This is a genomic window from Pseudonocardia sp. WMMC193, from assembly GCF_021728735.1.
GTDB classification, from domain to species: Bacteria; Actinomycetota; Actinomycetes; order Mycobacteriales; family Pseudonocardiaceae; genus Pseudonocardia; species Pseudonocardia oroxyli.
Genome location: NZ_JAKKDO010000003.1, coordinates 1,438,732 through 1,460,351, shown reverse-complemented (window position 1 = coordinate 1,460,351; position 21,620 = coordinate 1,438,732). Strand labels below are relative to the sequence as shown.

Annotated in this window: 17 protein-coding genes; 8 read left to right on the top strand and 9 right to left on the bottom strand. The window is 74.4% G+C overall.

Translation table 11 applies throughout. The features are described 5' to 3' along the window. Positions 1–21 precede the first annotated feature (21 nt). On the top strand, positions 22–1,680 hold the full coding sequence (locus L3X23_RS08390) for a bifunctional aspartate transaminase/aspartate 4-decarboxylase (protein ID WP_255733924.1): 1,659 nt from the start codon (positions 22–24) through the stop codon (positions 1,678–1,680). Between the two features lie 37 nt (positions 1,681–1,717). Here the strand turns inward: L3X23_RS08390 and L3X23_RS08385 are convergent, their stop codons facing one another. The 5 genes from L3X23_RS08385 to L3X23_RS08365 form a co-directional block, all read right to left on the bottom strand. Then, entirely contained in the window at positions 1,718–3,112 is a 1,395-nt protein-coding gene (locus L3X23_RS08385; RefSeq protein ID WP_237191533.1) for an alanine--tRNA ligase-related protein, read from the bottom strand. Between the two features lie 120 nt (positions 3,113–3,232). Then, positions 3,233–4,438: an MFS transporter gene (locus tag L3X23_RS08380; RefSeq protein WP_237191532.1), complete on the bottom strand. Its 1,206-nt coding sequence runs from the start codon at positions 4,436–4,438 to the stop codon at positions 3,233–3,235. Further along, positions 4,435–4,920 (bottom strand): MarR family winged helix-turn-helix transcriptional regulator, encoded by a 486-nt coding sequence (locus tag L3X23_RS08375; RefSeq protein WP_237191531.1) that lies wholly within the window; start codon positions 4,918–4,920, stop codon positions 4,435–4,437. The genes L3X23_RS08380 and L3X23_RS08375 overlap by 4 nt, the downstream gene beginning before the upstream one ends. A gap of 41 nt (positions 4,921–4,961) precedes the next feature. Continuing rightward, positions 4,962–5,699: an IclR family transcriptional regulator gene (locus L3X23_RS08370; RefSeq protein ID WP_093074896.1), complete on the bottom strand. Its 738-nt coding sequence runs from the start codon at positions 5,697–5,699 to the stop codon at positions 4,962–4,964. Next, positions 5,696–7,132, bottom strand: a complete 1,437-nt coding sequence (locus tag L3X23_RS08365; RefSeq protein WP_237197959.1) for an APC family permease — start codon at positions 7,130–7,132, stop codon at positions 5,696–5,698. Before L3X23_RS08365 ends, L3X23_RS08370 begins: the two co-directional genes overlap by 4 nt. A 208-nt stretch (positions 7,133–7,340) precedes the next feature. Between L3X23_RS08365 and L3X23_RS08360 the strand changes: the two genes are divergently transcribed. Further along, positions 7,341–8,729, top strand: a complete 1,389-nt coding sequence (locus L3X23_RS08360) for an APC family permease (protein ID WP_237191530.1) — start codon at positions 7,341–7,343, stop codon at positions 8,727–8,729. A gap of 8 nt (positions 8,730–8,737) precedes the next feature. Beyond that, positions 8,738–10,621, top strand: a complete 1,884-nt coding sequence (locus L3X23_RS08355; protein WP_237191529.1) for a primary-amine oxidase — start codon at positions 8,738–8,740, stop codon at positions 10,619–10,621. Between the two features lie 88 nt (positions 10,622–10,709). Here L3X23_RS08355 and L3X23_RS08350 read toward each other — a convergent pair whose 3' ends face one another. Continuing rightward, positions 10,710–11,921 carry an MFS transporter gene (locus L3X23_RS08350; RefSeq protein ID WP_237191528.1) on the bottom strand — a complete coding sequence of 404 codons (1,212 nt, stop codon included), beginning with the start codon at positions 11,919–11,921 and terminating at the stop codon, positions 10,710–10,712. Positions 11,922–12,021: 100 nt separating this feature from the next. Here L3X23_RS08350 and L3X23_RS08345 point away from each other — a divergent pair, with 100 nt between their 5' ends. From L3X23_RS08345 to L3X23_RS08325, 5 genes are all read left to right on the top strand, one after another. Continuing rightward, positions 12,022–12,579: a TetR-like C-terminal domain-containing protein gene (locus L3X23_RS08345; protein ID WP_093074908.1), complete on the top strand. Its 558-nt coding sequence runs from the start codon at positions 12,022–12,024 to the stop codon at positions 12,577–12,579. A 342-nt stretch (positions 12,580–12,921) separates the two neighbouring features. Next, positions 12,922–14,280 carry an FAD-binding oxidoreductase gene (locus tag L3X23_RS08340; protein ID WP_237191527.1) on the top strand — a complete coding sequence of 453 codons (1,359 nt, stop codon included), beginning with the start codon at positions 12,922–12,924 and terminating at the stop codon, positions 14,278–14,280. 66 nt (positions 14,281–14,346) lie between these two features. Continuing rightward, on the top strand, positions 14,347–14,637 hold the full coding sequence (locus L3X23_RS08335) for a hypothetical protein (protein ID WP_237191526.1): 291 nt from the start codon (positions 14,347–14,349) through the stop codon (positions 14,635–14,637). 100 nt (positions 14,638–14,737) lie between these two features. Beyond that, positions 14,738–15,859, top strand: a complete 1,122-nt coding sequence (locus tag L3X23_RS08330; RefSeq protein ID WP_237191525.1) for an MFS transporter — start codon at positions 14,738–14,740, stop codon at positions 15,857–15,859. Then, positions 15,856–17,094: a geranylgeranyl reductase family protein gene (locus tag L3X23_RS08325; protein ID WP_237191524.1), complete on the top strand. Its 1,239-nt coding sequence runs from the start codon at positions 15,856–15,858 to the stop codon at positions 17,092–17,094. Before L3X23_RS08330 ends, L3X23_RS08325 begins: the two co-directional genes overlap by 4 nt. Positions 17,095–17,184: 90 nt before the next feature. Here the strand turns inward: L3X23_RS08325 and L3X23_RS08320 are convergent, their stop codons facing one another. The 3 genes from L3X23_RS08320 to L3X23_RS08310 all read right to left on the bottom strand — a co-directional run bounded on the left by L3X23_RS08320 (position 17,185) and on the right by L3X23_RS08310 (position 21,574). Next, positions 17,185–17,922 (bottom strand): dienelactone hydrolase family protein, encoded by a 738-nt coding sequence (locus L3X23_RS08320; protein ID WP_237191523.1) that lies wholly within the window; start codon positions 17,920–17,922, stop codon positions 17,185–17,187. Between the two features lie 32 nt (positions 17,923–17,954). Continuing rightward, entirely contained in the window at positions 17,955–18,491 is a 537-nt protein-coding gene (locus tag L3X23_RS08315) for a MarR family winged helix-turn-helix transcriptional regulator (protein WP_237191522.1), read from the bottom strand. 689 nt (positions 18,492–19,180) lie between these two features. Then, positions 19,181–21,574: an HAD-IC family P-type ATPase gene (locus L3X23_RS08310; protein WP_237191521.1), complete on the bottom strand. Its 2,394-nt coding sequence runs from the start codon at positions 21,572–21,574 to the stop codon at positions 19,181–19,183. Positions 21,575–21,620: the final 46 nt, after the last annotated feature.

Sequence of the window (21,620 nt, the reverse complement as noted above, 5' to 3'; positions counted from 1 at the left end):
TTCCGCACGGGGGATGCGCACTTGGGGCGCCCTGTCAGGTTCAATTCCTGTGTCCTCCACCAAACGTGGACCGAGGGTCGGCCGCCGTCATCGGCGGCCGACCCTCCGTCGTTTCCACCCCTGTGTCCGCTGGTTGTCCGAGGAGACCGCGATGGCCGCCCCGACCGCCGACACCGCCCCGCGCGAGCCGGACCGTGGCCGGCCGCCCAGCCCGCGCTCACGGCGCAGGCCCGTCGGTCCGGCCTCCCGGTGCTCGACGCCGGCCGCGGCCAGCCGAACTGGATCGCGACCGCACCGCGCGCCGCGTTCTTCCGCCTCGGCACGTTCGCGGTGGAGGAGGCGGTGGCCGCGGGCTCCCCGGTCGCCGGGGACCCGTACTGGGGCCGCACACCCGCCGCGGAGGGGATCGCGGACCGGCTGGTCGCCGGGCTGGACCCGGCGGACTTCCTGCGCGCCGCCGTCGACTGGGTGGTCGCCGAGCTCGGCGCCGACCCGGACGAGCTGGTGTCGGAGTGGGTGCGCGCGATCCTCGGGGACGGCTACCCCTCCCCCACCCGGATGCTGCGCCACTGCGAGTCCGTCATGGAGCGGTACCTGCAGGAGGTGACCGGGGCCCGGGTCCCGTTGCGTGTCTTCGGCACCGAGGGCGGGGCCGCGGCGATGGCGTACACCTTCCGGTCGTTGAAGGAGAACGGCATCCCCGGGCCCGGGGACAAGGTCGCGATCGCCGCTCCGGTGTTCACCCCGTACCTGCAGATCCCGGCGCTGGCGGACTTCGGGCTCGACATCGTCGAGGTGCGGGCGGCCCCGAACGCGGCCTACCGGTTCGAGCCGGGGCAGCTCACCGCGGCCCTGCGGGACCCCGCGATCAAGGCGTTCATGGTGATCAACCCGGGCAACCCGGACACCCGCGCGATGCGGCCCGAGCGGCTCGCCGAGATCGCCGCGCTGGTCGCCACGGAGCGGCCGGACCTGGTGGTGGTCGCGGACACCGTCTACGCGACGTTCGTCGAGGGCTTCCGCGGGCTGCTCGCCGAGATCCCGCGGAACGTGATCTGCCTGCACAGCTTCTCCAAGAACGCCGGGGCCACGGGCAACCGGCTCGGGTTCGTGGCGCTCGCCGCGGACTCCCTGCTCGACGACCTGCTGACCCCCGCCACCGCGGCTCGCTACGAGTCGGTCACCGCGGACCCCGCGGCGCTGCCGTTCGTGGCCCGCATGGTCGCGGACAGCCGCGAGGTGGCGCTGCACAACATCGCGGGGCTGGCCACGCCGGACCAGGTGCAGATGGCCTTCTTCGCGCTGTCGCACCTGCTGCCGTCCGGAGCCGCGCCCACCGCGTCGCTGCGGGAGGAGCTCGCCGCCCGCGCCGCCGCGCTCCTCGGGCCGCTCGGCGTCGACGCCCCCGGCGGGCAGGACACGCTGTACTACGCGCTGGTCGATCTCGAGGCGGTCGCGCGGGTGCGGCACGGCGAGGCGGGCGTCGCGCGGCTGCGGGCCCAGGACCCCACCCGGGTCCCGGTGCGCCTGGCCCACGACCACGGCGTCGTCGTGCTGCCCGGTGCGGGGTTCGGCGCCCCGACCTGGGACGTCCGCGTCTGTCTGGCCGCTCTGCCCGCGGATGCGCTCCACCGGGTCGCGGAGTCCCTCACGCAGGTCGTGGACGCCCTCACCACCTGACCCGGCATTGTGGCTCCAGAATGCACACGGTCCGGCCTCAGACGGCGGCTCTCGACCTCGTCTGCTGTGCCTGCATGAGGGTGTCGAAGGACTCGCGCCAGTCCTCGGCCAGGGGGTACTCCTTGCGGGCCGCCTCCTCCAGGCTCAGCTCCAGGGGCATGCCGAAGGTGTCGTGCAGCTCGAAGAGGTGGGCGCCGGTGACCGTCTCGCCCTGACGGTTCAGCCGCCGCAGCAGCGACAGACCCTTGCGCAGGGTCCGCGCGAACTGCTTCTCCTCCTTCTGCAGCACCGCGACGATCGCGGCCTCCTGCGCGGCGACCTCGGGATAGACGTCCGCGTACAGCCGCCCGACGACCGGCACCAGGTCCGCCGCCACCCCGGCCGTCAGCTCCAGGTCCAGGCCGAAGCGCAACGCGCGCCGGACCAGCCTGCGCATCACGTAGCCCTGCTTGCTGTTGCCCGGCTTCACCCCGTCCGCCGCCAGGAAGGCCGCGCCGCGGACGTGGTCGGCGACCACGCGCATGCTCTCGGTGTAGTCGTCGTAGGACTTGCCGGAGACCTCCTCCAACGCCTGCACGATGGGCCAGACCAGGGAGATGCGGTAGACGTCCGGGCTGTCGATCGAGGCCGCGGCGATCCGTTCGAGGCCCCCGCCGAAGTCCACGTTGTGGCGGGGCAGCTCGGCGAACCCGCCGTCCTCGGTCTTGCGGTAGGTCATGAAGACGGAGTTGCCGATCTCCAGGTACTGGCCGCCGTCGGAGTTCTGGTGCGGGTAGCGGCCGAACGCCGGGTCGTGCTCGACCTGCGGGAAGTAGTAGAAGACCTCCGAGTCGGGGCCGCCGGGGTCCCCCGCGGGCATCTCGTCGGGCCCGCCGAAGCGGCTCCACCAGTTCTTGTGCCCGTAGAACGCGATCCGGGCGCCCTGCGAGCCGTGCTCGTTGCCGTACTCCTCGGTGTCGAGGTCGATGCGGTCGGCGCTGACCCCGCGCTCGGTGAACAGCCGCTCCCAGATGGCGGCGCTCTCCTCGTCCCGCGGGATGCCGTGCTCCGGATCGCCGATGAAGCACGACACGTAGATCCGGTTCGGGTCCAGCCCGACCGTGTCGACCAGGAACCGGAAGAGCCGCGGGATCTGCTCGGCCTTCTCGTAGTCGCCGAGGCTCCAGTTGCCGAGCATCTCGAAGAACGTGGTGTGCCGGTTGTCGCCCACCTCGTCCATGTCCTGGGCGCGCAGACACGGCTGGACGTCCGCGAGCCGGGCCCCGTCCGGGTGGTCCGCCCCGAGCAGGTACGGCAGCAACGGCTGCATGCCGGAACCGGTGAACAGGGTCGTCGGGTCGTCCCGCAGGACGATCGGCGCGCGCGCGACGATGGCGTGCCCGTCGGCGGCGAGCAGGTCGAGGAAGGCGCGACGGATGTCCTGGGCGTCCATGCGGTGACCCTGCCAGTGAGATCCACAGCCACGACAGGTCCGAACGAACGATGTCGCGGGGGTCCAGACCTCGCATCATGGAGCCGCACCTGCCGTTTCGGGGGCTCCACACTGCGACGGTCAGGACCGCCAGTGCCGGAGTGCGGGGTGCGTGACCGCCGTCAGTGCCACCGCCACCACGCACGCCGCTCCCCCGGTCAGCGCCGCGACCTCGGGTCCGGCGAACCCGGCCACGAACCCGGCGCGGGCGTTCCCGAGACCCGGGCCACCCGCCCCGACCACGTACTCCACCGAGGTGACGCGCCCCCGCACACCGTCGGGCGTCGCGAGCTGGACCAGGGTGCCGCGGGCGATCACCGAGACCGAGTCGGCCGCCCCGGCGACGGCCAGCCACACCAGCGTCGGCCACAGGCCGTCGGCCAGCCCGAACCCGGCCAGCGCCGCACCCCAGACGGCCGCGGCCACCACCGACAGGCTGCCCGGTCGGCGCGCCCGCGCGACCGGTCCGGACAGCGACCCCGCGACCATGCCGCCGACGGCGATGGCCGAGAGCAGGAACCCGAGCGTGCGCGGGTCCCCGTCGAACCGGGCCTCGTTGATCGCCGGGAAGAGGGCGATCGGCATTGCGAGGAGGGTCTGCGCCAGGTCGACCAGCAACGCCCCGCGCAGCACCGGGGTGCGCACCGCGACGCCGAAGCCCGCGAGCAGGGACCGCGGGGAGCCGTCGACGTCCGGACGCATGCGGGGCAGCCGCACCACGCCGTAGAGCGCGGCGACGGTGACCGCCGCGTCGACGGCGAACGCCCCCTGCGCACCCCACCCCGCCACGAGGATCCCGCCCAGCGCAGGGCCGCCCAGCATGGCGATCTGGAACGCCAGGTGGTCCAGCGCCAGACCCGCCCCGACCTGGTCGCGGGGCAGCAGCCGGGGCACGAACGTCCGCCGGGCGGACGACCCGAGGGCGGCGCATGCGGTCTGGACCGTGACCAGCCCCAGGAGCAGCCCCACCGACTCGACGCCCGCCGCGGCCTGGAGCGCGAGCAGCGCCGCGGCCACCGCGGAGCCCGTCCGCGTGCCGAGGACGAGCGCGCGCCGGTCCACCCGGTCGGCGAGCGCACCGCCCAGGAGCCCCGCCACACCGGTCGCCACGCCGGTGCCCAACCCGATCGCGCCCACCCAGACGCTGCTCCCGGTGAGCTCCCACACCCGCACGAGCACCGCCACCACGGCGATCTGGGTGCTGATCTGCGAGGCGGCCCCGGTGAGCCACAGCCGTCGGAAGTCGGCGGACCCGCGCAGCGGACGGAGGTCGACGGCCGCCCTCACCGGTCCGCGTCCGGCAGGTGCGCCTCGATCCGGTCCGCGAAGGGCCGTGCGGCCAGCGCCGCGGCCATGTCCTCGATCACCTGCGTGACCCGGTACGGGAGCTCCCCGTCCAGCTGCGCGACAGCGGCCTCGGTCGCGCGCCACTCCGCCTCCAGGAACGGCACCAGCCCCGCGCCGCGCGGGGTCAGGGCGACGAGCCGGGTGCGGGCGTCCGGCCCCGGCGCGGACTCGACGAGCCCCTCCCGCCGCATCGCGGCGACGGTCTGGCTCATCGCCGAGTGCGTGACGTCGACCTGTCCGGCCAGCTCCTTCACCGACAGCGGGCCCAGGTGGTGCAGGCGGATGAGCGCCATGGAGAACCGCGGCCGCACCCCGGTGATCCCCCGCCGCGCATACACCTCGCCGATCGCGGCGTCCATGTCCGCGAGCAGCGCCTTGAGTGGGACGAGCCAGCTCTCACAGGTGGGGTCGGGAGATGTCACAGCACTACTATAACAGCGCTGTCAGAAAACGGGGGCGGGGCTCAGGCCAGCAGCGGGGCCAGCCGGTCGGCGTGGTCCCGCAGGAGGGCGACGATCTCGTCGTTGGGTTCGGCGATCCGGTGCGGCGGCCCCGCGATCGCGAGCCCCGCGGCCAACGTGCCGTCGGACGGCGCCCGGACGGGCACGGCGAGGCACCCGCGGTCCGCGCGCAGCTCGCCGCACTGGCGGGCGAGGCCCGCCGCGGCCACCGCCGCCAGGTCGAGGTCCGCCGCCCGCGTCGTGTGCGCGGTGAAGGCCCGTTCCTCCCGGACCAGGGCGTGCCAGTCCGGTTGCTCGGCGAGCAGCAGCCGCCCGAGCGCGCTGACCTGCGGATACCGGGCCAACAGGGCGCCGTCGCTCGGCGGGTGGTCCGGATCCGGGTCGACGATCACCACCTGCCCGGTCCGGAACGAGGCCAGGTGCACGCCCCACCGGACCAGCCCGCGCAGGTGCTCGACGACGGCGCGGGCGGCCGTCGGCGGCGCCGTCACCACGGGGACGGCGAGGCGGGCCGCGCGCCGACCGAGCTCGAACCCCTTCAGGTCGGGCAGCCGGACCAGGTACTCCTCGGCGACCAGGAGGTTGAGCAGCCGGTACGTGGTGGCCTGGGGCAGCTTGAGGGCCGCCGAGATCTCCTTCGCGGTCACGCCCGGCCCGGCCGCGACGACCTCCTCGAGCACCGCGAGCGCGCTGCGGACCGCCTTCGGCTGGCGACCGGACAGCGGGGCGGGGCCGGTCACGGGCGGGCCCGCGGCTCGGTCGCGCCGATGCGCCCGCCGACGACGTCCGCCGCCACGGTCTCGTCGTACACCCCGATGCCGCCGAGCGCGGCGGGACGGCGCCACCGCAGCCACGCCCACCAGCCGACGCCGAGCACCACGATCGCACCCAGGACGGCCACCAGGATCGGGCGCTGGGCCACGAACGCCACCAGCACCACGACGAGGATCGGCGCGATCACCGCCGTGGCGGCGACGGCCGTCCAGGTCAGCTCGCCGATCCGGTGCAGGAACACCGGGGCCGCGACGCAGACCAGCAGGTAGGCCACGAGGAAGCCGGAGGTGGCGAGCGTCAGGAGGGTCACGAGCACCGCGCCGAGCGGGACGCCGAGCGCCACGGGCACGGCGAGCGCGGCCACCACCACCGGCATCGCCACCGCGAGCGCGACGTGGGGGGTGCGGAACCGGCGGTGCGTGCGACCGAGCGCGGCGGGCCCGACCCCGTCCCGGGACAGCGAGAACAGGACCCGGACCAGCGCCGTGGTCGTCGCGAGGGCGCAGGCGAGGAAGGACATGATGAGCCCGAGGTCGAGCACGACGGGCACCCAGGCCCAGCCGCGGGCGGTCGCGAGCACGAGCACCGGCTCGGCCTCCCCCGCCAGCCCGCCCGGGGTGTCGGCGAACCCGACGACCTGCACGTGCGCCGCGAACAGGTACAGCACGCCGGCGACCGCGGCGGTGATCCCGACCGCGCGCGGGACCGTCCGGAAGGGACGCCGGGCCTCCGCGCCGAGGGTCGTGGCGATCTCGAAGCCGATGAACGCCGCCAGGGCGGGCAGCACCCCCGCGGCGACCCCGCCGAGTCCCGGTGAGGCCACCCCGGACCCGGGCCCCGGGATGGGCCCGCCGACCAGCAGCAGCGCGAACACCACCACGAGCACCGTGATCGCCACGGACTCGACCAGCAGCACCACGCGGGCCGCCAGCCGCACCCCGCGCAGCGCCAACAGCGCCACCACCCCGCCGACCAGCACGGCGACCCCGAACGGCACCCACCGGCCGTCGGTCAGGCCCAGCCGCCCGAGCAGGGCGTCGACGTAGGCCGAGACCCCGGCCAACGCCGCCGCGGCGAGCAGCCCGTACCCCGTCAACAGCGCGATCCCGCAGGCCAGCGCGGCACCGGGCGCCAGGCCCTTGGCGGTCAACGCGTAGAGCCCGCCGGGCGCGGCCATCCGCCGGGTGAAGCGCGCGATGCACCCGGCGATCAGCAGTGCCAGCACCGTCGCGACCACGAACGACCACAGCGTGGCCCCCGCGGCGGACGCCGCGACGATCACGGGGACCGCGGCCATCGCGGCGCTCGGCGCGGCACCGGACACCGACGCGGCGAGCACGTCCACGGCGCCGAGCCGCCTGCGCTCGAGACCGTGCACCGGCGAGCGGTCCCGCAACATGGCCACCTCCTGATCCTGGCCCGCGCACGTTAGCCGGTGATCGCGTCGCCGTGACCTGCCGCGACGGGTCGAATGAGAATTCGCGTCCGCCGATTCCCGCAGCCCGGGAACGGCGGGAGCGGTGATTCGCAGCACAGGGGAACGGCGGTTGCCCGGCCCGGGCGCCGCGGGCACGGTCCTGCGCATCCGCCACTCCCCTGGAGCCTTGATGAGCACAGGCACGCGCACACTCACCGGACGTCTCGGTGTCGGATCCATCGTCTTCATGGTCGTCGCGGCGGCCGCGCCGCTGACCGTCATCGCCGGCACCGTCCCGCTCGGCCTCGCCGCGGGCAACGGTGCGGCCTTCCCCACGACCTTCGCCCTGTGCATGGCCGTCCTGCTGTTGTTCGCGGTCGGGTTCTGCGCGATGAGCAGGCACGTCCCGAACGCCGGCGCGTTCTACTCCTACGTCGCGCGCGGCCTCGGGCGCGCCCCCGGCCTCGGCGCCGCGTTCCTGGCGCTCGTCACCTACACCGCCGTCCAGCTCGCCGTGTTCGGCTACATCGGCGCGGTGATCGACGGCCTGGTGCAGCACTGGGGCGGCCCCGCGCTGCCGTGGTGGCTGTGGTCGGTCGTGGTGCTCGGGATCGTCGGCGTGCTCGGGTACCGGCACATCGAGCTGTCCGGCAAGGTCCTCGGGGTCCTGCTCGTCGCCGAGGTGGCCATCGTGCTGGTGTTCGACGCGGTGGTCGTGGCGCGCGGCGAGACCCTCTCGACCGCGTTCCTGCAGCCGTCGCAGTTCGTCTCCGGCTCGCTGGGCATCGCGATCATGTTCGCGATCGCGAGCTTCATCGGGTTCGAGGCCACCGCGGTGTTCCGCGACGAGGCCCGGGACCCCGAGCGCACGATCCCGCGGGCGACCTACACGGCCCTCCTCGTGATCGGGGTGTTCTACACGCTCTCCGCGTGGGCCGTGGTGTCCGCCTGGGGAGACGACGCCGCCGTCGAGGCCGCGGGCGCCGACCCGGGGAACATGATCGTCACGACGATCACGACCATCCTGGGGCCGGTCGGCGGGGACATCGCGCAGGTGCTGCTGATGACCAGCCTGTTCGCGGCGATCCTGTCCTTCCACAACGTCCTGGCCCGCTACTGGTTCGCCCTCGGCAACGCCCGCTCGGTGCCCGCCGCGTGCGGCCGCAGCCATCCCCGACACGGCTCGCCGCACGTCGCGTCGCTGACCCAGTCCGGCATCGCGCTGGTCCTCCTCGCGGTCTTCGCCCTCGCCGGGATGGACCCGGTGGCGCAGGTCTTCGCCTGGATGGCGGGCACCGCGACGCTCGGGGTGCTCGCGCTCATGGCGCTGACCTGCGCCGCCGTGCTGGTGTTCTTCCGCCGCGACCGCCCGGACACCCGCCCCTGGAACACCCTGATCGCCCCCGCCCTCGGCCTGGCGGGCCTGCTCGCCTGCCTCTGGCTGACCGTCTCCAACTTCCCGACCCTGATCGGCGGCTCGCCTGCGCTGGCCGCGGGGATCGGCGCCGTCCTGGTGCTGGCCTTCGCGGTCGGGGCGCTCTGGAGCCGCAGGCCCGCCACCGCCCCCGTCGCCGCCTGAGGAGAGACATGACGACGCTCGAGAACCGCACGCACGCCCTCGCCATGACCTCCGCGGAGGAGGTCGCCGCGGTCCGGCGGGTCCTCCTGGACGAGGGCCTGCTCACCGAGACCGTGCGCTACACGTTCTTCACGCCCGAGGAGCCGCCGAAGGCCGACGTCCTCGCGGGCTCGGGATGGTCGGCGGCCGAACGCCGGTTCCGGGTGATCCTGCTGGACATCGCGACGGGCCGGTCGTGGGACGTCGTGGCCTCGACCACCGCCGTCGTCTCCCGCCGGGAGATCGAGCCCGCCGTCGACGGCCAGCCCCCGATCATCGACACCGAGTTCGAGATGATCGAGGACATCCTGAACGGCGCCCCGGACTGGCTCGCGGCGCTGGAGAGCCGCGGTCTGGACCCGGCCGCGGTCCGCGCGGTGCCGCTGTCCGCGGGCGTCTACGACTACCCCGACGAGGTGGGCAGGCGGATCGTCCGTGCCTTCGGGTTCCACCAGGACCACGAGCAGGACCACCCCTGGGCGCACCCGATCGACGGGCTCGTGGCCTACGTCGACCTCACGGCGCGCCGGGTCGACCGGGTGATCGACACCGGCGTGGTGTCCGTGCCCGCCACCACCGGGAACTTCGACGACCCGGCCGTCCAGGGCCCGCCGCTGGACCTCAAGCCGATCGAGATCACCCAGCCCGAGGGGCGGTCCTTCACCGTGGAGGACGGCCGCGTGCGGTGGGGCAAGTGGGACCTGCGCATCGGCTTCAACGAGCGCGAGGGCCTGACCCTGCACCAGATCGCCTTCGACTCCCGGCCCATCTGCTACCGCGCGTCCGTCGCCGAGATGGTGGTCCCGTACGCCGACCCGGCCCCGGTCCGCTTCTGGCAGAACTACTTCGACTGCGGCGAGTACATGTTCGCCCGCTACGCCGACTCGCTGCAGATGGGCTGCGACTGCCTCGGCGACATCCTCTACACCGACGCCGTCGTCGCCGACGACCTCGGCAACCCGCGGGTGATCCCGAACGCGATCTGCATGCACGAGGAGGACTACGGCGTCCTCTGGAAGCACTCGGACATGTTCACCGGCTCCCGCGAGACCCGCCGCCAGCGCAGGCTCGTGATCAGCTTCTTCACCCCGATCGGCAACTACGACTACGGCTTCTACTGGTACCTCTACCTCGACGGCACGATCGAGCTCGAGTGCAAGGCCACCGGCATCGTGTTCACCAGCGGCACGCCCGGCGAGTACGCCACGGAGATCGCACCGGGCCTCGGGGCGCCGTTTCACCAGCACCTGTTCTCCGCGCGGCTGGACATGACGGTCGACGGCCCGCGCAACGCCGTCGAGGAGGTCGAGGCGCGACGGGTCCCGATGGGCGAGGGGAACCGGTACGGCAACGCCTTCCGCCGCTCCGTCACCCGCCTGAGCCGGGAGTCCGACGCCCAGCGGGACGCCGACGCCGCCCGCGCGCGCGTCTGGCACATCGTCAACCCGGAGAAGACGAACGCGCTGGGTCAGGAGGTCGGGTACGTGCTGCACCCGACGGGCCAGCCGACCCTGCTCGCCGACGCCGACTCCTCGATCGCGGGCCGGGCGGCCTTCGCGACGAAGGCGCTGTGGGTCACGCAGTACACGCCGGATCAGCGCTATCCGGCCGGTGACCTGGTGAACCAGAACCCCGGCGGGGCGGGGCTGCCCGCGTGGGTGCAGGCGGACCGTTCGGTCGACGGGGAGGACATCGTCGTCTGGCACACGTTCGGCCTGACCCACTTCCCGCGCCCGGAGGACTGGCCGGTCATGCCGGTGGACTACACCGGTTTCGTCCTCAAGCCCGCGGGCTTCTTCGACCGCAACCCCGCCCTCGACGTCCCCCCGACGGCGGCGAAGCACTGCCACTGACGCACTGCCACCGACGCACTCCACCGACGCACGAACGGCGCGTCGGCTCACGAGGTGTGAGCCGACGCGCCGTTCGTCGGGAGGGTCTTCAGGCGGAGGCCGGGGCTGTGCGGCGGGACTGGACCGTGCGCAGGACCAGGGCGAGGGCGGTGACCGCCACGATCACCACCGCGTAGACCTCGGCTGTGATCCGCAGCCCGAAGGCCGTGCTCGCGAACCCCGCCGCCACCGCGGGGAGCGAGAAGGCCAGGTAGGACAGCACGAACGCGACGGCGAACAGGGCGCCCCGCTCGTGGGGCGCGGCGATGCGGGCGAACGTGCCGAAGGTCGCGAGCGCCGCCGCCCCGAACCCGACGCCCGCGACGAGCGTCCCGAGCACGCCGAGCGCGACCTGCCCGCTCCAGATCCCGACCAGCGTCACGAGCGTGCCGCCGCCCAGCAGCGCCGCCGCCGGGCCGAGCAGCCGCACCGCGGACGTCCGCCGCAGCACGAACGCGGTCACCGCGCCGGTACCGCACAGCAACGTCACGACCACGCCGCCGATCAGGTGGCTGGACATCCCGAAGATCTGCGCGGCCAGCGACGGGCCGAGCGAGAGGTACAGGCCACCGAGCATCCAGCTGGCGAGCATCACCGGGATCACCGGCGCGACGTCCGCGCGCAGCCGGGCGGGCACGCCGACCACCGGCCGCAGCGACGCCACCGCCCCCGGCCGCCGCTCGGACGTCTCGGGCATCAGCGCGACGAGGATCGCGGCCACGCCCATCCCGGCCAGCAGCAGCGCGTAGACGAACCGGGTGGGCGACGGCCCGAACTGCACGAGGGCCCCGGTGCCGAGCGCCCCCAGCGCGAGGCCCGCCGTGGGGGCCACCGAGTTGACGACCCCGGCCCGGCCGCGGGCGTGCGGCGCCTCGAAGTCCACCAGGGCGGCGCCGAGCGTGGAGATCGCGGCCCCCGTGGCGATGCCCTGCAGGAACCGGGCCGTGGACAGCACCACCACGTCTCCCGCCAGCAGGAACAGCACCAGCGCGACGCTCTCCAGCAGGATCGCGCCGAACAGGACCGGCCGCCGCCCGACGTGGTCGGACAACCCGCCCACCACCAGCAGCGAGCCGAGCAGGCCCGCCACGTAGATCGCGAACACGACCGTCAGCACGGTCGGCGTGAAGTGCCACATCTGCTGGTAGACCACGTACAGCGGGGAGGGCGCGCTGGACGCCGCCAGGAAGAGCATCACGATGGCGCCCACCGCCGTGAAGAACAGAGCGCGGGAGCGGATCTCCGAGGACGGAGACGTCATAGCTGTAGTCATGGCTGTCCCATTCGCAATGATCCGTGCGTTAACGGAGAGGACGCTACCACGCTCGCAATGATCGTTGCGTTAGTGCCATACTCGTCTCATGAGCGCACCGGCGGGAACACAGCAGGGAACACGCCCCGGCGGCCGGTCGGCGCAGAAGCGGGCCGCGGTGCACCGGGCCGTCGCGGAGCTGCTCGCCGAACAGGCGGACCTGACCCTCCCGGTCGTCGCCGCGCGCGCCGGCGTGCACCCGACCACCCTCTACCGGCGGTGGGGGTCGGTCGGGGACCTGCTCGCGGACGTCGCGACCAGCAGGTTCACCGGAGAGGTCGTGGTGCCGGACACCGGGTCGCTGCGCGCGGACCTGGAGCGCTGGGCGGCGGACGTGGCGACGGACGTCTCCGACCCGGACGTGCTGATGCTCATGCGCGCCGCGGTCGGCGCAGGCGAGAGCGGTGCCTGCGCGTGCCGCGGGGACCGGGAGGAACAGCTCGCCGCGCTCCTCGACCGCGAGCGGGCGCGGGGCGGCAGGCCCCCGACCGTCGCGCGGGCGGCCGAGGTGCTGCTGGGCGCGATCTACTACCGCGCGATCTTCACCGAGACCCCCGGCACCCCGGAGTGGGCCCGCGGCCTGGTCGAGGTCCTACTCCCGAGCTGACGCGTGGGCCTGCGGGGCCGTGACGCGGGGCCCTGATGCGTGGGCCTGACGCGTGGGACGCCCAAGCACCGCTGAGCGACGCTTGGGCGTCCCAAGCATCAGCGGCGCCCGGCGACCCGGTGACACTTGGGCGTCCCAAGCACCACTCAGCGACGCTTGGGCGTCCCAAGCGTCACGGCCCCCGCCCCCGCCCCAGCGCCCCCCAGCGTCACCACGACCGGCGCTCGGGAGGCTGGCCACACCCCCACTCACCCGGTGGCGCGGTCGTCCGCGACCCGCCCCCGGCGGGACGCTTCTCCCAGCGAACGGCCGCCCCCGCGGCCCCGGACCAGGGAGAGACCCATGACCGCCGTGTACCCCACCGACAGCCTGCTCCTCGCGGTGCAGGGACCCGTCTTCGCGCCCGGCGACGCCGGGTACGCCGAGGAGGTCGCCGGCTTCAACGTCGCGCACCGCCCCGCCGCCGCGCTCGTCGTCGGCGCCACGAGCAGCGCGGACGTCGCCGCCGCCGTGCGGTACGCCCGCGCGACCGGCAGGCGGGTCGCCGTGCAGGCCACCGGCCACGGGCTGACCGAGGAGCTGTTCGACACCGTGCTGGTCAGCACCCGTCGGATGGACCGGGTCTCGATCGACCCGCTCAACCGGCGTGCGACCGTCGGGGCGGGTGTGCGGTGGAACGCGGTGATCGAGGCCGCCGCGCCGCACGGGCTGGCCCCGCTGAACGGCTCGTCCTCGCACGTCGGGGTGGTCGGCTACACGACCGGCGGCGGGCTGGGCCCGATGGCGCGCCGCTACGGGTTCGCCGCCGACCACGTGCGCCGGTTCACGATCGTCACGGCCGACGGCCGGGTCCGCGACATCGACGAGAACGCCACCGGCGAGGACGGCGACCTGTTCTGGGCGGTCCGCGGCGGCAAGGGCAACTTCGGGATCGTCACCGAGCTGGAGTTCGACCTGGTCCCGGTCGCCGGGTTCTTCGGCGGCGCCGTGATCTTCCCGGGCGAGACCGCGGGCGCCGTGCTGCACGCCTGGCGTGCGTGGGCGCCGACGCTGCCCGAGGAGACGACAACCTCGGTCGCGCTGCTGAACCTGCCGCCGGACCCGCGGCTCCCGGAGCCGCTGCGCGGCCGTTCGGTGGTCGCGCTGCGGTTCACCCACCTCGGCGCGGGCGGTGCCGACCTGCTCGCCCCGATGCGCGCCGTCGCCGAGCCGCTGATGGACACGGTCACCGACCTGCCGTACGCGGCGATCGACGCCGTCCACATGGACCCGACCGACCCGATGCCGGGCTGGGACCGGGGCTGCGCACTCGCCGAGCTCACCGCCGAGACCACGGACACGGTGCTCGCGCACGCGGTCGACTCGCCCCTGGCGATGATCGAGATCCGGCTGCTGGGTGGGGCGATCGCCCGCCGTCCCGAGGTGCCGAACGCGGTCTCCGGCCGCGACGCCGCGTTCGGGGTGTTCACCGTGGGCGTCCTCGCGGGCCCGCAGCCCCATCTCGTCCCCGCCGCGAGTGCGGCGCTGGTCGAGGCGCTGCGCCCCTGGGCCGCCGCGGGCGGGCTGGTCAACTTCCTGGGCCAGGCCTCCCCCGACCGCGTCGGCAGCCTGTGGTCGGCGGCCGACCGCGCCCGGCTGCGGACGATCGCGGCGACCGTCGACCCGGACCGGACCTTCGCGACCAACGTCATCCTCGGGTGACTGCTGTGGACGGACGCTGACCGACACGGAACCATGGGACTCCCAGCCGACGAGGTGAGGAGTCCCATGACCGTCTCCGGTGACGACCCGCGCGAGGCCCGGACCAGGGCTACCGAGGTCCGGGGTCGGCGGGTGTGGGGCTTCGGCGGCCCCACCTCCGGCTCCGGCTCGCACGACGGGCAGAGCGCCTTGAAGCTGCACCGGGGGATCTCGGTGCTCGCCTTCCTGCTCTGCGTGCTGGTCGTGGTGGTGTTCATCCTGGACGGGGCGTTGGTCCCCGCGATCGTGTTCGCGGTCGTCGCGCTGGGCTGCGTCGGGATCTTCGTCTGGACCTCCGCCCAGCTGCGGCACACCTAGCCTCATACCCAGCGTCACCGAGGCGCTACTCTCCGCTTCCGTAGGGCGGCATCGGGACGCGGCGCACCTCCGCCCCCGGGCGGCGATCGCGCTCGTCCAGGTGCTGGGCCTGGCCGTGTGGTTCTCCGCCTCGGCGGTGGCGCCCGCGCTCCAGCGGGAATGGGCCGTCGGCGCGGTCCTGCTGACGGTCGCGGTGCAGCTGGGGTTCGTGGCGGGGGCCGTCGGGTCGGCCGTGCTCACCCTGGCCGACCGTCTCCCGCCCCACCGCCTGGTGGCCTGCTCGGCCCTGGGCGCCGCGGCCTGCACCGCGCTGCTCACCCTCGTCGACTCCGCGGGACCCGCGCTGGTGCTCCGCGGCCTGACCGGGCTGTTCCTCGCCGGCGTCTACCCGGTCGGCATGAAGCTGACGACGTCCTGGTCGGGCCCCTACACCCGGGGGCGGGACCTCGGCCTGCTCCTCGCCGCCCTGACGCTCGGCTCGGCCCTCCCCCACCTCCTCCGCGGCCTCGCCCTCCCGTGGCGCGGGGTGCTGCTGGGTGCCGCGGCCGCCGGAGTCCTGGCGGCGGTGATCGCCGCGGTCGCGGTCCGGCCGGGGCCGGGCCACGCCCCCTCGCCCCCGCCGAACCCGCGGTACGCCCTCGCGCTGCTGCGCGACCGCACCGCCCGGCTGGTCGTGTTCGGCTACCTCGGACACATGTGGGAGCTCTACGCCTTCTGGACCTGGCTGCCGACCTACCTCGCCGCCGCGACGACGGTCCCGGCGGAGTCCGCGCACCTCGTCGCCTTCGCCGCGGCCGGGGTCGCCGGCGCGGCGGGCTGCGTGGTCGCAGGCCGCGCGGCCGACCGGGTCGGGCCGGTGCCGGTCGCCCTCGGGGCCCTCGCCGTGTCCGGGACCTGCTGTCTGCTGGCGCCGGTGGTGGCGGACGGGACGCCCGCGGCCGTCGTCGGGTTCGTGCTGGTCTGGGGGGCCGCCGTGATCGCGGACTCCGCCCTGTTCACCGCCGCGCTGTCGGACGTCGTGGACCGCCGCTACGTCGGCACCGCGCTGACGGCCCAGACCGCGCTGGGCTTCCTGCTCACCAGCGCGGCCATCCCGACGGTCGCCGCCGCGGCGGCGCTCACCGACTGGCGGCTGGCGGCGGTGGCCCTGCTGCCGGGCCCGCTGCTCGGCGTCCGGGCCCTGCGCGCGCTCCTCGCGCGACGAGTCACACTGGAGGCATGACGCTCCCGGGCTCCACCGACCTGCTCGTGATCGGCGCGGGCCCGGCCGGGTCGGCGGCCGCCGCCTGGGCCGCCCGCCAGGGCATCGACACCGTCCTCGCGGACGCCGCGGCGTTCCCCCGGGACAAGACCTGCGGCGACGGTCTGACCCCGCGCGCGATCGCCGAGCTCGACCGGCTGGGCCTCGGTCCGTGGGTGCGCGGGCACGGCGCCAACCGCGGCCTGCGGGCCGCCGGGTTCGGCCGCACGCTGGAGCTCCTGTGGCCGGGCGGGTCACTGCCGTCGGAGGGCAGCGCGGTCGCGCGCACCGAGCTCGACTCCCGCATCCGGGCGGTCGCCCTCGAGGCGGGCGCGGTCGGCGTCGTCGGCAAGGCCGTGGACGTCGAGCGCGACGGGGAGCGGATCTCCGGCGTGACGTTCGCGGACGGCCAGACCGTGGCCTGCCAGCGCGTGGTGGTCGCCGACGGGGTGCGCTCGACCCTGGGCCGGGTGCTGGGTCGGGAGTGGCACCAGGACACCGCGTACGGCGTGGCGGCCCGCGGGTACATCCGCTCCGCCCGCCACGACGACCCGTGGATCTCCTCGCACCTGGAGCTGCGGGGCACCGCGAACGAGGTCCTGGCGGGCTACGGCTGGGTCTTCCCGCTGCACACCGGCGAGGTGAACATCGGCGTCGGCACGCTGGCCACCGAGAAGCGACCCGCGAACGTGCAGCTCCGGGCGTTGATCCAGCACTACACGAACCTGCGCCGCGAGGACTGGGGGCTCGACGGCGACGTCCGGCTGGTGCGGTCCGCGCTGCTCCCGATGGGTGGGGCCGTGTCCGGGGTCGCCGGGCCGAACTGGGCGCTGATCGGCGACGCGGCGGGCTGCGTCAACCCGCTCAACGGCGAGGGCATCGACTACGGCCTGGAGACCGGGCGGCTGGTCGCCGAGCTGGCGGTCGCCGAGAAGGACCTCGCCCGCGCGTGGCCCGCCACCCTGCGCGGGCACTACGGCAGCGCGTTCTCGATCGCGCGGCGGCTGGCGGGCCTGCTCACCGTCCCGAACCTGCTTCGGGCCGCGGGCCCGGTCGGGATGCGGTGGACCGGGTTGATGCGCGTCGCACTGCGGGTCATGGGCAACCTCGTCACCGAGGAGGACCGGGACCTGACCGCCCGCGCCTGGCGGGCGGCGGGGGCGCTGTCCCTGCGGCTCGACGACCGCCGCCCCTTCCCCGCCGCCGACCTGCGCTGATCCCGTCGTGAGTGGCGATGGTCGCCAGAGCGACTCCGTTCACCCGCCCCGTCGCTCCGCTCCTGCCGACCCCCGGCCGCCACTCACGGGTTAGAGGGCGGCGCGGTACAGGTCGACCAGGGCCGCCCAGTGCCGGTCCTCGGACTCCTGGTCGTGCGTGGGGTTGTCCGGGACCGCGAAGCCGTGCGCGGCGGGGTAGGTCTCGATCGTGTGCCGGACGCCCGCGTCCGTCAGCGTCTCGTCGAGCAGCGCGAACTGCTCGGGGCCGAAGGAACCGTCGTCCTTCGCGCCGGCCACGTAGACCGCGGCGGCGATGCCGCCGGCCCGGTGGTGCGGGCTGCCGGGGTCGTCCGCGACCGCGAGCCCGCCGCCGTGGAAGGACGCCGCCGCCCCGACCGTCGCCCCGAGCGCACCGGCCGCGGTGAGCGAGGCCTTGCCGCCCATGCAGTACCCGGTGGTGCCGACCGCTGGCCCGGCCACCTCGGGCCGCGCGAGCAGCGCCTGTGCGTAGGCGGCGGCGTCCGCGGCGACGAAGTCCGAGGTCAGGCTCTTGACCATGCCCATCAACCGGGCCCGCTCCTCGGGGTCGGCGAAGACGGTGTCCATGTCGAAGGGCGCGAAGCCGCCGTGCCGGTAGTAGACGTCCGGCAGCAGCACCGCGTACCCGAGGCTCGCGAGGTGGTCCGCCATCGCCAGGAAGGTGTCCCGCACCCCGCCCGCGTCCACGAACATCACCACGCCCGGCCAGGGCCCCGCGCCGTCGGGGGTGTGCAGGGTGGCCGAGCAGGCGCCGTCGGGGGCGTCGATCGTGAGCGGCGTGCGGGGCATGCGTCCTCCGTCGGATCAGTCGGACCGGGTCCTCAGCGGACCCTACTGTCCTGCGCGTGCAGGAAGGCGGACGTCGAGAACCCGACCTCGGCGAGGAACCGGTCCACGACGTGGCGCTCCTCCACCGACAACCCCAGCAGGACCGCGCTGGCCCGGTCCGCGAGCGTGCGCAACAGCTCTCCCGCCACCGCGTGCCCCGACTCCTCACACAGCAGCCGGACCCGCCGCCGGTCCGCCGCGTCGGGCTCGCGCTGCACGTGCCCGGAGCGCACCAGCCGGTCGACCAGACCCGTGATCGCCCCCGTGGTCAGCCGCAGGGTCTGCGCGAGGTCGCCCGGTGTCGCGGGCGCCCCCATGCGCTCCGCGCCGGCGATGGCGACCAGGGCGTGCACCTCGGTGGGGCGCAGCGCCCGCGTCCGCGCCACGACCTCGACGACCCGCTCCGCCCCCGCCGCCAGGACGTGCAGTCGTTCGCCGATGCGCGGCACCGTCTCCTCCGACGACGACGACGATGACGGCGCCGCCGCCGCCCGGCCCGGCGAGCGAACGCTCTCCTGCTGCCCCGTCACCCGCTGTCACCCTCCGGCACCGGCCGTCCGCCGATCACATCGCCTCCAGACGAATGGCGGCGCCCGCGGATCCGGCCGCCCCTTGCGGATTCAAACACAGCTGCCGCGGGCGCGCGCGCGAACGATTCCGCGCTCCGACCCGGACCGCCCGCAATGGCGACGCTGGGCAATGGATCACCTACGTGGCGTCAATTCGGACATTCTCCCTGCGTGTGGTCGACCCGCCACCGTACGTGCCTCACCTGCGACGACGTGTGCTGTGACACAGTCGGGCAACCCTCCTCGGACACCGCCGAACCGCAGCATCCGCATTGCGGCGGAGAATGCGCAATCACCCGCAGCTGAGAGCTCTCGGTCGACCCCTCAGACAATCCGGAGTGGACCGAGAATTCCAGGATGTCCCAGGTGAGTGGTCGACATCGGGGCCAGGGAATGGCGCCGAGAGCGCCGCGGGCCGGTGTGGGAAAGGCGTCGAGGCGCGGCGCCGAAAGCGCTGCGTGACCCCCGGTGCGGACCCGAGACCGCGCGATCCGCGCGGCGCCCTCCGGGGCGGCCACCGGGTGCCGCCCCGCGGCCGAGCGCGGCATCGTCCCGCCGTGGTCGGGCGCCGCCGAGCCCTTCCGAAGGTGAGGATCACCTGACGTGAGAGTGGTCACGTCCGCGTGGCGGGGTCCGGTGGGCGGACGGCGCTACGCGGTCTCCCGGCGGCGCATCACGCGCCCCACGACCTCGATCAGCACACCGGCCGCCAGCCCCAGCGCGAGCGCGACACCGAGCCGTTCGAGGGTCACGTCGAGCAGGAAGATCCCCCCACCGAGCGCGGGGACCGCCAGGATGATCGCGGCGACCCCCGCGAGCCCGCCGACCAGCGCGAGCTTCCAGGCGTTGAAGGGCCGCGCGAACAGCGTCAGCGCCCACAGCGACGCGGTGAGGACCGTGATCGTCGCGACGGTCTGGCTCGCGGTCAGCCCGCCCGCGGGCTGCAGCCACCGGATGGTCCGGTCGCCCGCGTAGGCGGCGGCGCCGATCAGGACCCCGACCGGGATCGCGAGCCGCAGCACGCGACGCAGGAAGCCGGGGACGTAGCGGCGGCGGTTCGGGGCCAGCGCCAGTACGAAGCCCGGGATGCCGATCGTGAGCGCCGAGATCAGCGAGAGCTGGATCGGCGCGAGCGGGTACGCCGCGGCCGTGAAGATCACGACGAGCGCGACGAGCAGCGAGTACACGTTCTTGACCAGGAACAGGTTCGCGGCCCGCTCGATGTTCGCGATCACCCGACGGCCCTCGGCCACGACGTCCGGCAGGTGGGCGAACTTGCCGTCGAGCAGCACGAGCTGGGCCACCGCCCGGGTCGCGGCGGCGCCGTTGCCCATCGCGACGCCGATGTCCGCGTCCTTGAGCGCCATCGCGTCGTTCACCCCGTCGCCGGTCATGGCGACGACGTGGCCGCGCTGCTGCAGCGCCCCCACGATCGCGCGCTTCTGCTGCGGGGTGACCCGACCGAAGACGACCTTCTCCTCGAGGACCGCGCCGAGCTCGTCGGGGTCCTCCGGCAGCGTCCGGGCGTCGACGGCCTCGTGGGCGTGGGTGATCCCCGGCAGCCCGACGGCGGTGGCCACCGCGCCGACCGTGCGCGGGTTGTCCCCGGAGATGACCCGCAGGGACACCCCCTGCTCGGCGAAGTAGGCCAAGGTGTCCGCGGCGTCCTCGCGGACCCGCTCGGCCAGCACGACGAGCGCGCGGGGCTCCAGGTCCTCGGGCAGGCAGTCCTCGACCGGGCAGGCCTCGCACGAGGCCAGCACCAGCACCCGGCGGCCCTCCCCGGCGATCTCCCCGGCCTGGACCAGCAGCGGGTCGGCGGCCGGACCCGGGAACACCATCTCGGGCGCACCCAGCACCCAGGTGCCGTGCTCCCCCGCGACGACCGCCGACCACTTGCGGGCCGAGGAGAACGGCACCCCGCCGGTGCGTTCCCAGGCGCCGCCGGAGAAGACCGAGCCCAGGGCCTGCGCGGTGGCGTTCGAGTCCGGCCCGGACGCGCTGAGCACGAGCGCCTCGCGGACCTCCGCGTCGTCCAGCGCGTCCGCACCGGCGGGCATCACGAGCCGGTCGAACACGATGTCGCCGTGGGTCAGCGTGCCCGTCTTGTCCAGGCACACCACGTCCACCCGCGCGAGACCCTCCACCGCGGGCAGCTCCTGCACCAGGGTCTGGCGCCGGGCCAGGGTGACCGCGCCGAGCATGAACGCGAGGCTGGTCAGCAGGACCAGCCCCTCGGGCACCATCCCGACCAGCGCGGCGACGGTGCCGGTGACCGCGTCCTGCCACTGGTGGGTGTCCGGGGTGCGGAACTGGCTCCACACCAGCAGCGGGGCCACCACCAGCATCATCAGCGAGATGTAGCGCAGGAGCGTGTTGGTGCCGCCGACCAGCTCGGACCCGACCTTGGTGAACTTCTTCGCCTCGGCGGTGAGCCGGGTGGCGTAGGCGTCCGCGCCGATCGCGGTGGCCCGGAACCGCCCCCGGCCCGCGACGACGATGGAGCCGGAGCGGACCTCGTCCCCCGGTTCCTTGTGGATCGGGTCCGACTCCCCGGTCAGCAGGGACTCGTCGACCTCCAGCCCCGCGGACGTCGTCACCACGCCGTCCGCGGCCACCTGGTCGCCGGAGCGCAGCTCCATCACCTCGTCCGCCACGACGTCCGCGACGTCGATCTCGGACAGGGCCCCGTCCCGGACCACGCGGGCGTGCGGCGCGTTGAGCACGGCGAGCTTGTCCAGGGTGCGCTTGGCGCGCACCTCCTGGATCACCCCGATGGCCGTGTTCGCCACGATGACCAGCCCGAACAGGCCGTTCTGCCAGCGCCCGGTGGCCACGATGACCAGGAACAACACGAACAGCAGCCCGTTGAAGGGCGTGAGCACGTTGGACCGGACGATCGCGAGGGTGCTGCGGCTGGTCCGGGTGTCGACGGCGTTCGTGCGGCCCGCGGCCACCCGCTCCGCGACCTCGGCCGCCGTGAGCCCGGTGGCGGGTGTACCGGGTGCATGCAGCAGGGGTGCCCCGCCGATCACGTCCGCCATCGTCCCCCCGCCTCGCCGATCCCCGGCGCCACTCTAGGGCCGACGA

Bases quoted from the DNA above. Each gene is read 5' to 3' on its own strand.
- L3X23_RS08385 (WP_237191533.1), bottom strand. From the start codon at position 3,112: ATGGACGCCCAGGACATCCGTCGCGCCTTCCTCGACCTGCTCGCCGCC.
- L3X23_RS08365 (WP_237197959.1), bottom strand. From the start codon at position 7,132: ATGTTGCGGGACCGCTCGCCGGTGCACGGTCTCGAGCGCAGGCGGCTC.
- L3X23_RS08360 (WP_237191530.1), top strand. From the start codon at position 7,341: ATGAGCACAGGCACGCGCACACTCACCGGACGTCTCGGTGTCGGATCC.
- L3X23_RS08355 (WP_237191529.1), top strand. From the start codon at position 8,738: ATGACGACGCTCGAGAACCGCACGCACGCCCTCGCCATGACCTCCGCG.
- L3X23_RS08350 (WP_237191528.1), bottom strand. From the start codon at position 11,921: ATGACGTCTCCGTCCTCGGAGATCCGCTCCCGCGCTCTGTTCTTCACG.
- L3X23_RS08345 (WP_093074908.1), top strand. From the start codon at position 12,022: ATGAGCGCACCGGCGGGAACACAGCAGGGAACACGCCCCGGCGGCCGG.
- L3X23_RS08340 (WP_237191527.1), top strand. From the start codon at position 12,922: ATGACCGCCGTGTACCCCACCGACAGCCTGCTCCTCGCGGTGCAGGGA.
- L3X23_RS08335 (WP_237191526.1), top strand. From the start codon at position 14,347: ATGACCGTCTCCGGTGACGACCCGCGCGAGGCCCGGACCAGGGCTACC.
- L3X23_RS08325 (WP_237191524.1), top strand. From the start codon at position 15,856: ATGACGCTCCCGGGCTCCACCGACCTGCTCGTGATCGGCGCGGGCCCG.
- L3X23_RS08320 (WP_237191523.1), bottom strand. From the start codon at position 17,922: ATGCCCCGCACGCCGCTCACGATCGACGCCCCCGACGGCGCCTGCTCG.
- L3X23_RS08310 (WP_237191521.1), bottom strand. From the start codon at position 21,574: ATGGCGGACGTGATCGGCGGGGCACCCCTGCTGCATGCACCCGGTACA.